Below are 16,560 nucleotides of genomic sequence, written 5' to 3'. Positions count from 1 at the left end.
GGTGTCACGCACTGCCGTCAGGTGTCAGGCACCGCCGCCAGGTGTCACGCACTGCCGTCAGGTGTCAGGCACCGTACCGGCGCTGCCGGCTGGCGTACGACCGCAGCGCGCGGAGAAAGTCGACGTGCCGGAAGTCGGGCCAGTTCACGTCACAGAAGTAGAACTCCGAATGCGCCGACTGCCAGAGCAGGAAGCCCGACAGGCGTTGCTCGCCGCTGGTCCGGATGACCAGGTCGGGATCGGGCTGCCCCCGGGTGTAGAGGTGCTCGGCGATGTGCTCCACATCGAGCACCTCGGCCAACTCCTCGAGGGTGCCGCCCGCCGCCGCGTGCTCGTGCAACAGCGACCGTACGGCGTCGGCGATCTCCTGCCGACCGCCGTACCCCACCGCGATGTTGACCTGTGCCCCGGCGGTCCGGTCCCGGGTGTGCTCCTCGGCGGCCTTCAGGGCCGCGCTCGTCGGCGCCGGCAGCAGGTCGAGGGCACCGACCATCCGTAGCCGCCAGGGGTTGCCCTCCTCGGCCAGTTCGACCACCAGGTCCTCGATGATCTGCACGAGCGGGTCGAGTTCCTGGGCCGGACGACGCAGGTTCTCCGTGGCCAGCAGGTAGAGGGTGACATGCCCGATACCAGCCTCGTCGCACCAGTTCAGAACATGTTTGATCTTTGCGGCACCAACCCGATGGCCGTCGTTGGGGTCGACGTACCCCATCTCCCTGGCCCATCGCCGATTGCCGTCGCACATCACACCGACATGGCGGGGTACGGGTCGGCCAGCGAGCTTTGCCGTCAGCCGTCGCTCGTACACCGAATACAGAAGGTCCCGCAGAGTCATCACCTTGCAGAGTAGCGACTGTCATTGCTGCGATGTCGAGTACCGAGGCCGAACGATTGGGCCATCGGTGGCCACCTGGTCAGAAGGACCGCCCCGGCCGGAGCCGACGTCCAGCTGACCGGCCCGCCGCAGCCCCCAGAGTGCGATCGCCGCGGCCACCGCCAGTGGGCCGCCGTCGCGGACGAGGCCGTCGAGGCCGAGCAGCAGCCAGCACAGCGGCAGGTCCACCACCAGCACGAACAGCGTCACCGCGACCAACAGGGCACGGGCCCACCGCCGGCCCCGGAACAGGAAGAACGTGCCGAGGAGCACCACGTGGGCGGTTCCCAGGGCGACCACGACCCAGAGCACCAGAACGGGTACGGCAACCAGCCGCCCCTCGAAGACCGTACCGACCGCCACCAGCGCCGGCACCAGCATCAGCGGGCTGTAGGTGAACGCCGCTGCCCGTACGGTCAGCAGCCAGGCGGCGACCGGCGGCCGACGCGGACCCGCCTCCCGCCAGGAGACGCCCCGCCGGTCGATGACGAGGCGGTTGGGGTGCCGGACCAGGAACTCCCGCAGCCCCGGTGAGCGGTAGAGCAGCCACACCACGGCCACACAAAGCACGGTGAGGGTGGCGAAGCCGAGAACCCCGGGCAGCGGCGGTGTCCCGGCCCGGGGGACGAGCAGCCGGCCGACCGCGAAGACGGTGGTCACCGCGAGGATGAGTCCGAACGGCCGGGCCGAGGTACGGCCCCGACGCACCTGCCAGACAAGGACGACGAAACCCAGCGAGCGCAGCAGCGCCCAGCCGGTCCGTACGGCCAGCCCGAAGCCCTGCTCCGGGGCGTACCACCAGTTGAGCAGCTCGACCGCGACGGTGGCCACGGCGGTGACGACCAGTAGGCCGGTCAGCGCGGAAACGGCCGACGGCCGCCGGACCTGGTGGGTCGCGGCGGCCGTCGGCATACCGATGATGATGCCCGATCGGGGCCAGTCGGCCACTGCCGTGGGCGGCCCCGGAAGCCTCGGACTAGGCTCCCTCGACCACCCGCTCGGCGTCGAGCCGGGCCCGCAGGGCGTCCAGTTCGGCCCAGAGCACACCGGGCAGCTTGTCACCGAACTTCTCGAACCACTCGGTGATCAGGGGCAGCTCGTTCCGCCACTCGTCGACGTCGACCTTGAGCGCGATCCGGACGTCCTCGTGGGTGAGGCCGAGCCCCTCGACATCGAGCGAGTCGATGGTCGGCACCATACCGATCGGCGTCTCGACCGCGTCCGCCTTGCCCTCGATGCGCTCGACGATCCACTTGAGCACCCGGGAGTTCTCACCGAAGCCGGGCCAGAGGAACTTGCCGTCCTTGTCCTTACGGAACCAGTTGACGTAGTAGACCTTCGGCAGCTTCGCGGCGTCGCCGTCGACACCCTTGCCCATCTCGATCCAGTGCCGGAAGTAGTCACCCGCGTGGTAGCCGATGAACGGCAGCATCGCCATCGGGTCGCGGCGCACCACGCCGACCTGGCCGGAGGCGGCAGCCGTCGTCTCCGAGGAGAGGGTCGCTCCCATGTAGACACCGTGCACCCAGTCCCGGGCCTCGGTCACCAGCGGCACGGTGTCCTTACGGCGGCCACCGAAGAGAATCGCGTCGATCGGTACGCCGCGCGGGTCCTCGTACTCGTCGGCCAGGATCGGGCACTGCTTGATCGGGGTGCAGAACCGGCTGTTGGCGTGCGAGGAGAGCTCGCCGCTGTCCGGCGTCCAGTCCTTGCCCTTCCAGTCGATGAGGTGGGCCGGCGGCTCGCCCATGCCCTCCCACCAGATGTCACCGTCGTCGGTGAGGCCGACGTTGGTGAAGATCGAGTTACCCCGGTCCAACGTCCGCATCGCGTTGGCGTTGGTCTTCCAGTCGGTACCCGGCGCGACGCCGAAGAGGCCGTACTCGGGGTTGAGCGCGTAGAGGCGGCCGTCCTCACCGAACCGCATCCAGGCGATGTCGTCACCGATGGTCTCGACCTTCCAGCCCGGAACGGTCGGCTCGACCATGGCCAGGTTGGTCTTGCCACAGGCGGACGGGAACGCTCCGGCGATGTGGTAGACCTTGCCCTCCGGCGAGGTCATCTTGAGGATCAGCATGTGCTCGGCCAGCCAGCCCTCGTCCCGGCCCATCACACTGGCGATCCGCAGCGAGTAGCACTTCTTGCCCAGCAGCGAGTTACCGCCGTAGCCGGAGCCATAGGACCAGATCTCCCGGGTCTCCGGGAAGTGGGAGATGTACTTGGTCTGGTTGCACGGCCAGAGGACGTCCTGCTGGCCGGGGGCCAGCGGGGCACCGACGGAGTGCAGCGCGTGCACGAAGTCGGCGTCCTCTCCCATTCCGGCCAGGACCTTGGCCCCCATTCGGGTCATGATGCGCATGGACGCAACGACGTAGGGACTGTCCGTGATCTCGACACCGAACATGGGCGATTCCGCTTCGAGCGGGCCCATGCAGAACGGGATGACGTACATGGTCCGACCACGCATGGAGCCGCGGTAGAGATCCGTCATCGTGCGCTTCATCTCGTCCGGCGCCATCCAGTTGTTGGTGGGTCCGGCGTCGGCCTCGTCGACCGAGCAGATGAAGGTACGTTCCTCGACCCGCGCGACGTCGGAGGGGTCCGTACGTGCCCAGAACGAGTTCGGCTTGCGCTCCGGGTTCAGCCGGATCAGCGTCCCGGCTTCAACCAGTTCATCGGTGAGCCGCTGCCACTCCTCGTCCGAGCCGTCGACCCAAACAACCCGCTCAGGGGTGGTCAACTCGGCGACTTCGCGGACCCAGGCAAGCAGTTTCGGATGGGACGTCGGGGCCTGATCGATACCCCGAACGGTGGCCGGAGCAACCATGACACATCTCCTTGTGGTCGACGATGACCGATATTGGGATGCACGACTTCTGACGGGCGGGAACCGCTTCGCCTTCGTGAACCTGGGATTCCAACCAGCGTAAACCGGGAAACGGCCCCGGGCAGCGGGACTGGTTGTGAAGAACTGCACAAGACGCGGCCAACCTGCCTCAACGCGAACAATTCATCGCCGCTCCGCGCAGTTTCGCGCAAGTACTTCAGTTCGCCGCACCACCCATCCCTGTGACGCTCACAACCACGCACTACCCGATATCGATCCGGTTAACCAACCAACACGTCTCGCCCCGATTTCCCCAAAATCGACAGAGAGTAACGATAGGCTCACCAATAACGCCGGTCATTGAGTCGCACCCACGGGATCGCCCCGACTCGACGTTGCTGCCGGTGAGCCGCCACTCCAGCCGGTAGTCTCGGACCTGTGCCATCGACCGTTACCGGCGACCAGCCGAGCCCCTCACGGACCCGGCAAGGACTCCTCCACCGGCTGATCGACCGCTTCGGCCACATCGTCCACGAGTTGGGCAAGTTCGGTGTGGTGGGTGCGATCGCGTTCGTCGCGGACTTCGCGCTGTTCAACTACGCGATCACCGGCCTCGGCATGGAACGGTTGGCTGCCAAGACGTTCTCGACCGTGGTGGCCGCGACCGTCGCATTCGTCGGCAACCGGTTCTGGACCTGGCGACACCGCGAGCGTTCCGGCATGGCCCGCGAATACTCGCTCTACTTCTTCTTCAACGCGGTGGGCCTGGGCATCGGCCTGGCCTGCCTCGCCGTCAGCCACTACGGACTGGGCGCGATATGGCCCACTGTGTTCAAATCGCTACTGGCTGACAACATTTCGGCAAACCTGGTGGGCACCGCCTTCGGCACACTGTTCCGGTTCTGGGCCTACCGTCGGTTCGTCTTCGTCGGTCCGGCCGCCCAGGATGCCCCGGATGTAATTACGAAGCGTGATTGACCGGCTGCCCAGAAGCCCGCTCGGGCCTGCCGCAGCGGCCCCGTCCAGCGCACTGCCCTAAGGTGTCTACATGCGTCTTGTCCGTCTACTGCCCGATCGCTGGCAGAAGTTCGTCCACGAGGCGCTGAAGTTCGGCCTCGTGGGTGGCATCAACACCATCATCAACTATGCGGTGTTCAACGCCCTTGCACTCACGGTATTCGCCGATGGACAGCTGAAAGCGACGGTCATCGCCACGGTCGTCGCCACCATCACGTCGTACCTGATGAACCGGCACTGGACGTACCGGGACCGGCCGAAATCAGCCATGCGCCGTGAGTACGCCCTGTTCTTCCTGTTCAACGCAACCGGGTTGCTCATCGAGCTGGGTGTCCTGGCCCTGGCGAAGTACGGCCTGGGCATCACCAGCCTGCTGGCGATCAACCTGGCCAAGACCGCCGGGCTGGTGCTGGGCACCGCCTTCCGGTTCTGGTCCTATCGGACCTTCGTCTTCCGCTCCTCCCCGGCTGACCACGCCCCGCCGACGCCGGCCGAGGGCGGGGCCACTGCCGCTGCCGTCGCCGGGACGGCAACCGGTGTCCTGCACGGTGAGGTACACGGCGAGGTACTGGCCGAACTCGACCCGGTCGCCGAACTCGCCGAGGCGGTGACCGAACTGACGGAATCCCCACCGACCCCGGCCGACCCGGCGGACACGTCGTCCCCGTCCGACCCGGCGGGAACCGACCCGGCCGAACTCGACCCGGTGGCCGAACTCGCCGAGACGATCGACGTCGAACTCGAGGCTGAGCTCGCCGCCGCGGAGCTTGCACCGACCAGCCGTCGCCCCACGGCCGGCTGACCGCCGCCATGTGGTCCGGTACGGGTGCCCCCGCAGAGTTGTTCTTCGAGGACCTGACCCCGGGACGGACGTTCGACCTGGGGATGGTCACGATCGACGGCCCCGAGATGCTGGCCTTCGCCCAGCGCTTCGACCCGCAGTGGTACCACGTCGACGATGCCCGGGCGCGGCAGAGCCACCACGGTGGGCTGATCGCCAGCGGCTTCTACACCATCAGCCTGTTCATGCGCGCCTATGTGGACCACCTGCTGTCCCGCGCCGCCGCCGACGCCTCCCCCGGGCTGGAGGAACTACGCTGGCTGGCGCCGGTACGGGCTGGCGACCGGCTGGCCGTACGGCTCGACGTGATGGGTAGCAAACCGTCGACCGCCCGACCCGGACTCGGCACCGTCACCCTCGCCGGCACGATGATCCGGCTGAACGCCGACAACCAGCCGGAACGCGAAGTGCTACGCACCCGGTTCCGGGGCTGGTTCGCCATGCGGAACGGATCCGAACAGCCGCCGGCCGGTTCGGAGCAGTCCTGACCGGCCGGAACGGGCCACTGACTGGTCCGGGAACGGGCCACTGACCGGCCGGAACGGTCCCCCGACTGGTCCGGGGACGGGCCACTGACTGGTCCGGGGCTGATTCTGACCGGCCCCGGACAGACCTTGGCTCCGGGACACCAACCCCGGAGCCTCGTTGCCCCTCCCGGCCCGTTTCCGGCCCGGCCCGGCCCGGCCCATACAGACCACGGACGCGACTCACGCCACGCTGACCGAGCCTGGTCGCGCAACCGCCCGGCCTGCTCGCGCCGCTACTGGGCCTGCTCCCGCAACGGCTTGCCGTCACGCATGTCGGCGAGGATCTCGCGCATCTCACCGTCACCGAGCGAGTGCTTGTCGTGGTGCGCCTCGACCAGTTCGTAGAGCTTGGTCTGCACCTGCTGCACACCCGGGACGTCGGCGAGCACCGACTGCCCCCGCTCCCCGGCCGACTCGATGGTCAGGGTGCCGCAGCCGAGTAGCCGCTCGATGAACCGCTGGCTCATCGCGTGGTCGTTGACCCGGGTAAGGGGAATGTCCCGCCGCTCACGGGCCAGTACGCCGTGCTGGAGCAGCACCCGCTCGTTGGTGAACAGGTAGTGGGTGGTGCGCCAGACCAGGAACGGCCAGAGACTGAGCCACAACACCAGTGCCAGTCCGAGCCCGCCGATCACGGCGAGGCCGATGGTGCCACCGGAACCCGCAGGCAGGAACACGAGCCCGACCACCACCGCGGCGATGGCCAGCACCAGAATCAGAACCGGTCGGATCAACGCCTTCCAGTGCGGGTGCAGATGTAGAACGACGTGCTCGTCCTCGGTGAGCACGTCCTCGGGGAAAGCCACGCCAACCTCCTCTTGTACGCCAATGTTCGCGCTGACCGTAGCGGCTCGCGGCCACCGAGGCGGGTACCTGAAGGTCGTGACTTTCCCCGTGCCGCTCAGCGCAGGTGCAGGACGTCACCAGCAGCCACCCGGTGCTCACCATCGGCAGCCCGCACCACCAACCGACCGTCCAGGTCGAGGCTGGTCGCCGTACCGACGAGATCGTCACCGGTCGGTAGCAGCACCCGTACCTCCCGGCCGATGGTGCCGCAGGCGTCGACGTACGCGTCCCGCAGGCCGGACGCCTCGGCGTCCCCCGCCAGTGCCCGCCAGCGGCCGTACCAGTTGCCGAGCGAACGCAGCAACGCCATCAACAGTGGGGCCCGGTCGGTCGCCTTCGCACCGGCCAGCTTCAGCGAGGTGGCCGGCAGCCCGGTCGGGTTCTCCGGCAGTTCGTCAGCACGCAGTGTGACGTTGAGACCGATGCCGAGCACGATCGCGGGCGGTGCCTTGGGGTCGACCGCAGGTACCGTCTCGGCCAGGATGCCGGCACACTTCGCCCCGTCGACGAGCAGGTCGTTGGGCCACTTCAGGTTCGAGTCGAGTTCGGCCAACCGCTCCACCGTCTCGACCAGGGCGACCCCGGCCAGCAGCGGCAGCCAGCCGTACTCGGAGGTGGGTACGGCGTCCCAGCCATGGTGCGCGTCGGGCTCCCCGGGCCGCAGCAGCACACTGACCGCGATACCGGCGCGGGGCGGCGACTGCCAGACCCGACCACGCCGACCACGCCCGGCGGTCTGCCGCTCGGCGACGACCACCAGCCCTTCCGGCTCGCCGGAGCGGGCCGCGCCGGCCACGTCCGCGTTGGTGGAGGCGGTCTCCGTCCGTAGTTCCAGCCGGGTCCACGGCCCGTGCGGGGAGACCAGCGCCCGACGTAGCCGCCGTTCGTCGAGGGGTGGACGGTCCAGGTCGGTGTACGGCGAGCCGGGCATCCAGCCAGCCTACGGTGCCGCCCACCGCCGGTTCCCGGCACCGGCGTACCCGGCCGGACGCCCGTTGCCGTCGCGGACGCCGCACCCGGCGGGGGCCGCCCGTTGCCGTCCGCCGGGCTGCTCCTTCCCGCTCTCCGGGCCGTTCGTTGTCGCTGTCCAGTCCCCACGACCGTTGTGGCTGTCCAGTCCGCACGACTGAGGAAAACAGCACACCACCGATGGCCTGCGGCGGACTTAACCATCGTTACGATGCGGGACGTAAGCCCGAGGAGCGAGCGTTCTGGGATCGCTCGCGTGGGACGCGGCGATGCCGGAACGCGAGCAGAGCACAGCGAGCCCGCAGTCGCGAACGAAAGGCAGGTACCTTGAGCGCGAACAGTGTGACCGGGATCGACGTCCACACCACGGCAGGGAAGCTGGCGGACCTGGAGCGACGGGTCGACGAAGCGGTGCATGCCGGGTCGGCGCGGGCGGTGGAGAAGCAGCACTCGCGGGGCAAAAAGACCGCCCGGGAGCGGATCGAGCTGCTACTCGACGAGGGGTCCTTCGTCGAACTGGACGAACTGGCCCGGCACCGGTCCACCAACTTCGGGCTGGAGAAGACCCGCCCGTACGGCGACGGGGTGGTGACCGGTTACGGCACCGTCGACGGCCGTCAGGTGTGCGTGTTCGCGCAGGACTTCACGGTCTTCGGCGGCTCGCTCGGCGAGGTGTTCGGCCAGAAAATCGTCAAGGTGATGGAACTGGCCATGAAGATCGGCTGCCCGGTCGTCGGCATCAACGACTCCGGCGGCGCACGGATCCAGGAGGGCGTGGTCAGCCTCGGTCTCTACGGCGAGATCTTCTTCCGCAACGTACGCGCCTCCGGGGTGATCCCGCAGATCTCGCTGGTCATGGGGCCGTGCGCGGGTGGTGCGGTCTACTCCCCCGCGGTCACCGACTTCACCGTGATGGTCGACCAGACCTCGCACATGTTCATCACCGGACCGGACGTGATCAAGACCGTGACCGGCGAGGACGTGGCGATGGAGGAGCTGGGTGGCGCCCGCACCCACAACACCAAGAGCGGCAACGCGCACTACCTCGCCAGTGACGAGGAGGACGCAATCGACTACGTCAAGGCGCTGCTGTCGTACCTGCCGTCGAACAACATGGACGAGCCGCCGGTGTTCCCGGCCGACGCCGTACTCGACGTGACCGACGAGGACCGGGAACTCGACGTCCTGGTGCCGGATTCGGCCAACCAGCCGTACGACATGCACCAGGTGATCGAGCACGTCCTGGACGACGGGGAGTTCCTGGAGGTCCAGCCGCTCTACGCGCAGAACATCGTGGTCGGCTTCGGCCGGGTCGAGGGTCACCCGGTCGGTGTGGTCGCCAACCAGCCGATGCACTTCGCCGGGACGCTGGACATCGCCGCCTCGGAGAAGGCGGCCCGGTTCGTCCGCACCTGCGACGCGTTCAACATCCCGGTGCTGACCTTCGTCGACGTACCCGGCTTCCTGCCCGGCACCGGCCAGGAGTGGGACGGCATCATCCGCCGGGGTGCCAAGCTGATCTACGCGTACGCCGAGGCCACCGTCCCGAAGATCACCGTGATCACCCGCAAGGCCTACGGCGGGGCGTACGACGTGATGGGCTCGAAGCACCTCGGTGCCGACCTCAACTTCGCGTGGCCGACCGCCCAGATCGCGGTGATGGGGGCACAGGGCGCGGTCAACATCCTGTACCGGTCCGAACTCGCCGCCGCCGACGACCCGGCCGCCGTACGCGCCGAGAAGGTCGCCGAGTACGAGGACACGTTGGCAAACCCGTACGTCGCCGCCGAACGGGGATACGTCGACTCGGTGATCCCGCCGCACGAGACCCGGGGGCAGATCGTCCGGGCGTTGCGGGTGCTGCGTACCAAGCGGGAGACCCTGCCACCGAAGAAGCACGGCAACATCCCGCTGTGACCGGTGCCGCCACCGGCTGACGGAGGCCTGGGCGGGTAACGCCCGCCCAGGCGTGATGTCGCGGGAATCGCACGCTGGCCGACGGCACCCCGGCCGGGGATCGCGGGAGCACGTCACTGGACGACATCAACTAACGTCGTTCCCGTGCTACCCCACGAAGCTCCGGAGTTGGTCGCCCGCAACCGCGTCGTCACCGTCGAGGCGCTCCTGACGAACCAGGTCGACCTACGCGCATATCCGCACCGGCACATCGCGGTCGTCTCCCGACTGGGGATCGGCGTGGAACGGGTGACGCCCGCGATAGCCGCCGCCGATCTTCTCGACCGGCACGGTTGGGAGCTGGTGACCGTCTCGGAGCTGCACAACAGCCGGTTCGTCTACGCCTTCTTCCGCCGCCGTTAGGACCGCGACGTTAGGACCGCGCCGATGAGCGTAGCCCGGTGCCTCCCGGCTGGCTCCGCGGCAGGCCGGTGAGTTTCTCCGGGTTGAGCTGGTCGTAGATGTGGGCGATCCGGCCGTCCTCGATCGCGAAGGCCATGGTGAACCGCAGTACCGGGTCGGCCGGATCGCCGGTTTCGACCAGCAGGCCCGGATCGCCGTTGACCAGCACCGGCTCGACCCGCATGCTGCCGCCCTTCTCGACCAGGCGACGGAACAGGCCCACCAGGAAGCGGGCGACCTTGTCGGCTCCCACGATCGTGCGCCGACCGGCGGCGACCACTCCACCGCCGTCGCCGGTCGCGGTGGCGCCCGGTGCCAGCACGGCCAGCAACGCGTCCAGGTCGCCGGCCTCCACCGCCCGGACAAAGGCGTCGATCACCTGACGCTGCTCGGTGGCATCCGGCCGCTGCCGTGCCGAGCCGCCCTCGGCGGCCACCACCCGACGGGCCCGGGAGGCGAGCTGACGCGCGGCCACCTCGCTGATGCCAAGCAGGCCGGCGATCTCGGGGAACGGCACGGTGAAGACGTCGTGCAGGACGAAGGCCACCCGCTGCTCCGGGGTCAGCCGCTCCATCACCACCAGCAGGGCGTAGCTGACCTCGTCCCGGCGTACCGCCTGGTCGGCGGGATCGGCGGCGAACCCGGCAACGGCGCCGACGCCGGCGGGCAGGCGGGACACGACCGGCTCGGGCAGCCACGGTCCGACGTACGCCTCCCGGCGCATCCGGGCCGACCGCAGCACGTCCAGACAGATCCGGCCGGTGACCGTGGTGAGCCAGGCGCGAAGCTCCTCGATGCCGGTACGGTCGGCGGCCTCGTACCGGAGCCACGCCTCCTGTACCGCGTCCTCCGCCTCGGTACGGCTGCCCAACATCCGGTACGCCACGGCCATCAGGTACGGCCGGTGCTGCTCGAACTCCGACGTCAGATCCATCAACCAAGCAGCCTATCGCCAGCGCAGATGCCACCACCGGTCACCACTGGTGACCGCTCCCACACCGAGCAAGCGCCCATGATCTACACTTCGTGACGTTTCGCGTACACAGGGGAGGATGGACGTGTCCACCGTGGAGAGACCCATACCGACCGGGCCAGTGGAGCGACTCACCCGCCTACGCACCGAGGCGCTCGGGTTGAGCCGGCTAATCCATGGCGCCACCGACTCCGACGGGCAGTACCGGGGCCGTGACGAGAGTGGACTCGTATCGCTGACGGTCCAGGGAAACGGTCGGGTCGACTCGGTCGGCATCGACGAGGGCTGGTTCAGCCGACGTGGCGCCTCCGGAATCGGTCCGGCACTGTTCGAGGCGTACAGGTCGGCGATGACCGAGGCGATGACCGGCGTGGCCGAACGGATCACAGCCGCTGAAGAGGATGCGTCTCTCCTGTCCGTGGACGAGCCGGTCGTGACCACCCCGCCCGCAGAGACCTTCCGTCGAGTCACCTTCGACGATGTCGAGGAAGCGCTACGCGCGCACGACCAGCTACGGGACGAACTACGGGAGCGCCGTCGTACGCCACCGGAGTCGGAGCGCAGGCTCAGCGGCCCGCACCAGCTCGTCACGATAGTCGTTCGGGACGGCAACATCGCCGAGATCACCGTCGCCGGTCACGTCGTTCGCAGCCAGGCGCGACTGCTCTCGCAGGATGCCATGGCCGCCTTCAGCAAGTTGGGAGCCTGACATGCCCACCAACGACGGTGACATCGCCCTCGTCTACGACGCATTTGAAGTCGAGAGACGAAAGTGGAAAAAACAAGCCGGACAGATGGCCGATCTCAGAAGAATAACCGCCGGCCTCAATCTGATGTCAACCGCCTTCTTTTGCGGGAACCCGGCGACTGCCATTCAGCTGTCCAAGACCTACGACGAGATCTATGAGCTGGTCCGGACACTCATGACGGCCGCAGAAGAGGAATTCGGACAAATCTCCGATGCTCTCAAGATTGCCGAAGATCTGTATGACGGCTCCGACAAGCAGTCCGCAAGCACACTTGAGGCTATCTACGGCAAGCGAGATGCTTGAGTTTACGGAAAGGCTGCCATGGCACCGAATGACGCACAATCTCACGCCGAAACACTCCTGAAGGAGTCAATCGAAAAGGTTAGTGGAGAACTGGTCCGATTCGACGACGGAAAGCGACAGCTAGTCGACGCAATCAACTCGGCGATGCGAACGGCAGCCCTCATCTCACCGGTAGGCGCCCTGCTGTTCAACGAGAGGGTGTCCAATGCCATCAAACCCCTTTTCCAACAGTTCGAAGAACTAAAGAGCAGCTGCAACGAGTTCATCGAGGCGGGCCTCCCCGTTTTCTCGCTGATTCAGGTCGGGTTCGGTTGGAACAACATGGTGCTGCCACAGCTAAGTGGCATGGTGAAGTATTCTCGCGAGATCCGGAGTGACGCCCTACGGGTGTGGCAAGGCCCAGCAGCATCGGCTTACTATGAGAAGCGCGAGGGCCAACAGGATGGGCTGCAGGGCCTCACAAATGTGGTCGAGGACACCGGCAACTGGCTAATCGATGTAGCAGCCCTCAATGCCAAGTTTCTCATTGACATCGCCCGTCCATTGACTGAAGCAGTCGAAGCAATCATTGAGATAGCGGTCGAACTGGCCACGGCGGTCGGCGTCCTGGAAGCCATCGACACCGCCGCCGATGCGATTGCGAAAGCGGCGACTGCAATCCTCACGATCGCTCATGAAGCTGGCATCCATACCGCCGACAGCATCCAACTCCTCAGCGACGCGCGGTCGATCCTGAACAACAACAGCTACTTCCCCGAAGGGCTCTGGCCGCAGGCTGTGAACAAGCCCGCCAAGGTCTAGGAGCTTGCATGTCTCGTCGCATCTGGACTGTCGCGAGTCGTATGTCAGCGATGCTCGTCACCGGTGTGCTCGTTGCCACCACGGCAGTGCCGGCCGCCGCACGCGGCCCCCGAGATGAGCAGTGGTACCTGGATCAGATCGGCATCGAGCGGGCTCACGCCGTGACGACTGGAAAGGGCATCCTGGTCGGGATGTTCCTGTCCATGGTCAACACAGAACATCCCGATCTGGGCGGTCGGGTCCGCCCGCGCCAAACCGTCACCGTGGATAACACCGTCAAGCCCTTAACGGGCCGCCGCGCATTCGTAGGAGGCGGGGAAACCGCCCTCGCCGGGCTGGTGGTCGCAGGTGGAGGCTCGGGCATCCTCGGGGTCGCGCCCGGCGCCGAGATCCAACCAATCGATAGCCCCACGTTCTCTGAAGAAGACGAATCGCTCGCGTTGAGGTGGCTGGTCGATCAGGGCGCCCGGGTCATCAACATGACAGGGGTCAATACTCCGAATCTTCGCCGCAAGGAAACCTGGGACGGTGTCCGCTACGCGCTCGCCAAGGACGTCGTCGTCATCGTCAGCGAAAGTGTGGTCCATGGATCACCTGCCGCCATCTCGGCGGGCATCCTAGTCGTCAACGGAGTCGACCGAGATGGCAAACGCGAAGAGGTAGAAGAAGATGAGGCATCTAACAGCAGGGTGAACCTCAGCGCGCCCGGCCTATCCGAGTTCATCGCGTTGACCGACGATCCAGCCAAGGGCGCCTACTGGCGTAATCCGACCGGCTCAAACGCTAATGCAGCGGCGATCGTTACCGGTGTCGCCGCCCTCATACGGTCGAAATACCCTGACCTGAACGCCCCATCAGTCATCAACCGGCTGCTGAGTACCGCGAAGGATGTCGGCCCGCCAGGGCCAGACCCCACCTACGGTTACGGCATCGTGGATGCGGCTGCCGCCGTGACGGCGGACATCCCGCCCGTAACGAAGAATCCGCTCGGCGACCCGCCACGCGTGAAGGACGACTCCAGGTTGTGGCTGGCTGGCATGACCCTAGTCCCATTGGCTTGCATAGCCGGAGTGGCGCTGGTCGTGACGCTGCTGGTCGTCGTACTCCGGTCCCAGCGCCGTAGGCGCCTACGTTCGTCGTAAGGGTAGCTAAATAACACGCGGCGGACCGCCGCCCATGCGGCGGCGGCCCACCGCAGCTACCCGACTGACAGGCCGAACTCGGTGAGGATCGGACCGGCCAGCAGCAAGGCACCGATCAGCAACGCGATCACGTTGACGACGCCGAACAGGCCCACCCAGACCAGGGCCGGTACCCGGGTGACCCCGGCGAGCTGGTCGGCGTCCGACTGCGGCATTCGCCCCCGACTGCGCAGGGACTGCAACTCACCGACCGGTCGTACGCCGCCGATGAGCAGGAACCACACCCCGGTGTACGCGAACGCGGCCTGCACGTCCGGCTCTGCGTACCAGGAGACGCCCAGCACCACGGCGGTGGTGACGACGATCGACACGATGCCGAAGACGTTGCGGATCATCACCAGCATGGCCAGCAGCAACGCGACCGCTATCCAGAGCAGTAGCGTGATCCGGTTGCCGCCGAGCAGCCAGGCACCGGCCAGCCCGACCAGTGAGGGTGCGATGTAGCCGGCCAGCAGGGTGAGCACCATGCCCGGACCGGTCGGCCGACCGGCGGAGAGGGTCAGCCCGGAGGTGTCCGAGTGCAGTCGGATGCCGTGCAGTCGACGTCCGGTGAGTAGTGCGGCGAGTGCGTGTCCGCCCTCGTGGGCGATGGTGATCGCATTGCGGCCGATCCGCCAGGGCAGCCGGGTCAGCACCACCAGCAGCGCGACGATGCCGGTGATCAGGACGAGCAGCGGTGGCGGATCCGGCTGTGCCCCGAAGAGCCGGTCCCAGAGGTCGGTCAACCCGTCGATCGACATAGGCCGCGAGCCTAGCCCACCTAATCAACCTCGCCCAACACCCACCCTGACCCCGTTGATCATGAAGTTGTCACCCGTGAATCGCCGATTCATGGGTGACAACTTCATGATCAACCAGGGAACGGGGGCAGATGAGGAAGCTATTCGGCCCGCTCAGCCACGAACACGCCGACACCGGGTACACCTTTGACCACACCTGTCGCCTTCAGCCAATTCACGGCGTCCCGCACCACTGTGATCGAGACACCGAACTGAGCCCTGAACTCAGCAGCGCTCGGGATGCGATCGCCTGCCTTCAGCTCACCTGATGCGATCTTCGCCGTGATGTCATCGATGATCTTCTGGGTTTTCGAGGTAGTCATCTGACACTCCCTGGTCCGCGCGCCCATTTGATCACGGCCGACACGGTGACCACAAGCCTCAAGAGGCAACAGGATGCATCAGGTGTTGCCCAACCCATCTAGATGCATTAGGTTGAACTGGCCGATCCCCCTGGTCCGCAGCCCGGCGGAATCGGTTCACCGCGCGCGACGGCTCGTGCTCCTCCCCAGAGCGCTGCCCCGAGCCGTCGCGCGCCACCACCCATTCCCCTGGAGGTGACCGGTGGAACGTGACCGCGCGATGGTCATCGTCGAACGACATCAACCCTCGGTCCTGTGGTGGCTACTCCGCATCCGCCGCTGTGGCTACTGCCGCCACCGCTGGCCCTGCGAGCAGTACCTCAGGGCGCGGACCGCCCTGGTCAGTCACGATCGGAAGGACGTCGCCGCGATCATCCATGGCTACACCCGACGGTGTGCGCCATGACCACGCCGGACGGGATCGACCGCTGGGCGTTGCACGGCCTGGTCCGCTGCGGCTACTGCGAGGAACTCATGCAGCCGGCTCAGTCGGCCGGAGCGACTCGAACGTACCGGTGCGCTTCTCCCTGTGGGCGCAGCGACGCCGACGCCGCAGGACTGGAGCTGATGGCCTTCCGTACGCTGATTGCGGCCAGGCCCGACTGGGGCGCAACAATCCGGCGGGCCGACCTGTCGAAGTTGGCCGCCGACGCGTACCGGCAGATCGTCGTCCACGGCGACCTGGCCGACGTACGCTTCGACCCCCGGAACTAGACGATCAAGAGGTTTGCGTCAGGCTGGGGGTTCCAGGGTGGCGCAAACCTCTTGATCGTCCTGAGGCGTCAGGTGCGGATCGAGGGCGTCCGGTGCGGATCAAACGCGGATCGAAGCACCGTGCCGGGTCGGCCGGCGAACCGTCATCCGGGCCGGTACGGTCATCCGCGCGGGGGCGGTGACCCGTTCGGGCTCGTTACGCCGCAGCAGCATCCACGCACCTGCCATCGCGACGGCCACGGTCACGACGCTCGCGAGAGCGATCACCGCGAACATGCCCAGGCTGGCCAGGATCAACACCACATCGCCGATGGCGACGAGCATCCACAGTGCCACGCTCGGCTTCGCCGTGCTCATTCGGCTGCTCATGTCGTACCTCCTTCCGTCGTACCGTCACAGGTACCCCGACGGGCGGAGA

The 16,560-nt window shown here is 67.0% G+C and carries 20 protein-coding genes; 11 read left to right on the top strand and 9 right to left on the bottom strand.

All coding sequences use genetic code 11. The features are described from left to right. Nucleotides 1–64 precede the first annotated feature (64 nt). The 3 genes from ACFQ4H_RS20460 to ACFQ4H_RS20450 all read right to left on the bottom strand — a co-directional run bounded on the left by ACFQ4H_RS20460 (nt 65) and on the right by ACFQ4H_RS20450 (nt 3,701). Nucleotides 65–835 (bottom strand): isoprenyl transferase, encoded by a 771-nt coding sequence (locus ACFQ4H_RS20460; protein ID WP_377572672.1) that lies wholly within the window; start codon nt 833–835, stop codon nt 65–67. A 21-nt stretch (nt 836–856) separates the two neighbouring features. Beyond that, nucleotides 857–1,786 carry a hypothetical protein gene (locus ACFQ4H_RS20455; RefSeq protein WP_377572670.1) on the bottom strand — a complete coding sequence of 310 codons (930 nt, stop codon included), beginning with the start codon at nt 1,784–1,786 and terminating at the stop codon, nt 857–859. A 64-nt stretch (nt 1,787–1,850) separates the two neighbouring features. Beyond that, a complete protein-coding gene (locus ACFQ4H_RS20450; RefSeq protein ID WP_377572668.1) occupies nt 1,851–3,701 on the bottom strand; it encodes a phosphoenolpyruvate carboxykinase (GTP) in 1,851 nt (616 codons plus the stop codon). A 438-nt stretch (nt 3,702–4,139) separates the two neighbouring features. Between ACFQ4H_RS20450 and ACFQ4H_RS20445 the strand changes: the two genes are divergently transcribed. From ACFQ4H_RS20445 to ACFQ4H_RS20435, 3 genes are all read left to right on the top strand, one after another. Continuing rightward, the gene (locus tag ACFQ4H_RS20445; RefSeq protein WP_377572667.1) at nt 4,140–4,679 is read left to right on the top strand and encodes a GtrA family protein; all 540 of its coding nucleotides are present in this window, start codon (nt 4,140–4,142) and stop codon (nt 4,677–4,679) included. Nucleotides 4,680–4,749: 70 nt separating this feature from the next. Beyond that, nucleotides 4,750–5,520, top strand: a complete 771-nt coding sequence (locus tag ACFQ4H_RS20440) for a GtrA family protein (RefSeq protein WP_377572665.1) — start codon at nt 4,750–4,752, stop codon at nt 5,518–5,520. Nucleotides 5,521–5,528: 8 nt separating this feature from the next. Then, nucleotides 5,529–6,047, top strand: a complete 519-nt coding sequence (locus ACFQ4H_RS20435) for a MaoC/PaaZ C-terminal domain-containing protein (RefSeq protein WP_377572663.1) — start codon at nt 5,529–5,531, stop codon at nt 6,045–6,047. Nucleotides 6,048–6,319: 272 nt separating this feature from the next. Here the strand turns inward: ACFQ4H_RS20435 and ACFQ4H_RS20430 are convergent, their stop codons facing one another. Beyond that, complete coding sequence (locus tag ACFQ4H_RS20430; RefSeq protein WP_377572661.1) at nt 6,320–6,892, bottom strand: PH domain-containing protein; 573 nt, start codon at nt 6,890–6,892, stop codon at nt 6,320–6,322. Nucleotides 6,893–6,987: 95 nt separating this feature from the next. Beyond that, entirely contained in the window at nt 6,988–7,863 is an 876-nt protein-coding gene (locus ACFQ4H_RS20425; RefSeq protein WP_377572659.1) for a biotin--[acetyl-CoA-carboxylase] ligase, read from the bottom strand. Between the two features lie 365 nt (nt 7,864–8,228). Between ACFQ4H_RS20425 and ACFQ4H_RS20420 the strand changes: the two genes are divergently transcribed. Continuing rightward, complete coding sequence (locus tag ACFQ4H_RS20420) at nt 8,229–9,818, top strand: acyl-CoA carboxylase subunit beta (RefSeq protein ID WP_377572657.1); 1,590 nt, start codon at nt 8,229–8,231, stop codon at nt 9,816–9,818. 144 nt (nt 9,819–9,962) lie between these two features. Further along, nucleotides 9,963–10,220 carry a transcriptional regulator gene (locus tag ACFQ4H_RS20415; protein ID WP_377572655.1) on the top strand — a complete coding sequence of 86 codons (258 nt, stop codon included), beginning with the start codon at nt 9,963–9,965 and terminating at the stop codon, nt 10,218–10,220. 10 nt (nt 10,221–10,230) lie between these two features. Here ACFQ4H_RS20415 and sigJ read toward each other — a convergent pair whose 3' ends face one another. Then, nucleotides 10,231–11,193, bottom strand: a complete 963-nt coding sequence (gene sigJ, locus ACFQ4H_RS20410) for an RNA polymerase sigma factor SigJ (protein ID WP_377572653.1) — start codon at nt 11,191–11,193, stop codon at nt 10,231–10,233. A gap of 124 nt (nt 11,194–11,317) precedes the next feature. Between sigJ and ACFQ4H_RS20405 the strand changes: the two genes are divergently transcribed. Genes ACFQ4H_RS20405 through ACFQ4H_RS20390 form a run of 4 tightly spaced genes read left to right on the top strand, consistent with a single transcriptional unit; the run spans nt 11,318 to nt 14,227 of the window. Further along, the gene (locus ACFQ4H_RS20405; protein ID WP_377572652.1) at nt 11,318–11,941 is read left to right on the top strand and encodes a hypothetical protein; all 624 of its coding nucleotides are present in this window, start codon (nt 11,318–11,320) and stop codon (nt 11,939–11,941) included. A 1-nt stretch (nt 11,942) separates the two neighbouring features. Continuing rightward, the gene (locus ACFQ4H_RS20400) at nt 11,943–12,284 is read left to right on the top strand and encodes a hypothetical protein (RefSeq protein ID WP_377572650.1); all 342 of its coding nucleotides are present in this window, start codon (nt 11,943–11,945) and stop codon (nt 12,282–12,284) included. Nucleotides 12,285–12,302: 18 nt separating this feature from the next. Further along, complete coding sequence (locus tag ACFQ4H_RS20395; RefSeq protein ID WP_377572648.1) at nt 12,303–13,085, top strand: hypothetical protein; 783 nt, start codon at nt 12,303–12,305, stop codon at nt 13,083–13,085. 8 nt (nt 13,086–13,093) lie between these two features. Continuing rightward, entirely contained in the window at nt 13,094–14,227 is a 1,134-nt protein-coding gene (locus ACFQ4H_RS20390) for a S8 family serine peptidase (RefSeq protein WP_377572646.1), read from the top strand. Nucleotides 14,228–14,283: 56 nt separating this feature from the next. Here the strand turns inward: ACFQ4H_RS20390 and ACFQ4H_RS20385 are convergent, their stop codons facing one another. Both ACFQ4H_RS20385 and ACFQ4H_RS20380 read right to left on the bottom strand, forming a co-directional pair. Next, the gene (locus ACFQ4H_RS20385; RefSeq protein WP_377572645.1) at nt 14,284–15,027 is read right to left on the bottom strand and encodes a M50 family metallopeptidase; all 744 of its coding nucleotides are present in this window, start codon (nt 15,025–15,027) and stop codon (nt 14,284–14,286) included. Between the two features lie 140 nt (nt 15,028–15,167). After that, nucleotides 15,168–15,389, bottom strand: coding sequence for a winged helix-turn-helix domain-containing protein (locus ACFQ4H_RS20380; RefSeq protein WP_377572643.1), 222 nt, complete (start codon nt 15,387–15,389; stop codon nt 15,168–15,170). A gap of 241 nt (nt 15,390–15,630) precedes the next feature. On the opposite strand from ACFQ4H_RS20380, the gene ACFQ4H_RS20375 reads away from it, so the two are divergent. Both ACFQ4H_RS20375 and ACFQ4H_RS20370 read left to right on the top strand, forming a co-directional pair. After that, a complete protein-coding gene (locus ACFQ4H_RS20375) occupies nt 15,631–15,834 on the top strand; it encodes a hypothetical protein (RefSeq protein ID WP_377572641.1) in 204 nt (67 codons plus the stop codon). After that, nucleotides 15,831–16,142: a hypothetical protein gene (locus ACFQ4H_RS20370; protein WP_377572639.1), complete on the top strand. Its 312-nt coding sequence runs from the start codon at nt 15,831–15,833 to the stop codon at nt 16,140–16,142. The genes ACFQ4H_RS20375 and ACFQ4H_RS20370 overlap by 4 nt, the downstream gene beginning before the upstream one ends. Nucleotides 16,143–16,241: 99 nt before the next feature. Here ACFQ4H_RS20370 and ACFQ4H_RS20365 read toward each other — a convergent pair whose 3' ends face one another. Further along, on the bottom strand, nt 16,242–16,511 hold the full coding sequence (locus ACFQ4H_RS20365) for a hypothetical protein (RefSeq protein ID WP_377572638.1): 270 nt from the start codon (nt 16,509–16,511) through the stop codon (nt 16,242–16,244). Between the last annotated feature and the right edge of the window lie 49 nt (nt 16,512–16,560).

The sequence above is a fragment of the Micromonospora sonneratiae genome, assembly GCF_042679305.1.
In the GTDB taxonomy this organism is placed as follows: Bacteria; Actinomycetota; Actinomycetes; order Mycobacteriales; family Micromonosporaceae; genus Micromonospora_H; species Micromonospora_H sonneratiae.
This window is presented reverse-complemented; position numbering and strand designations above follow the sequence as displayed.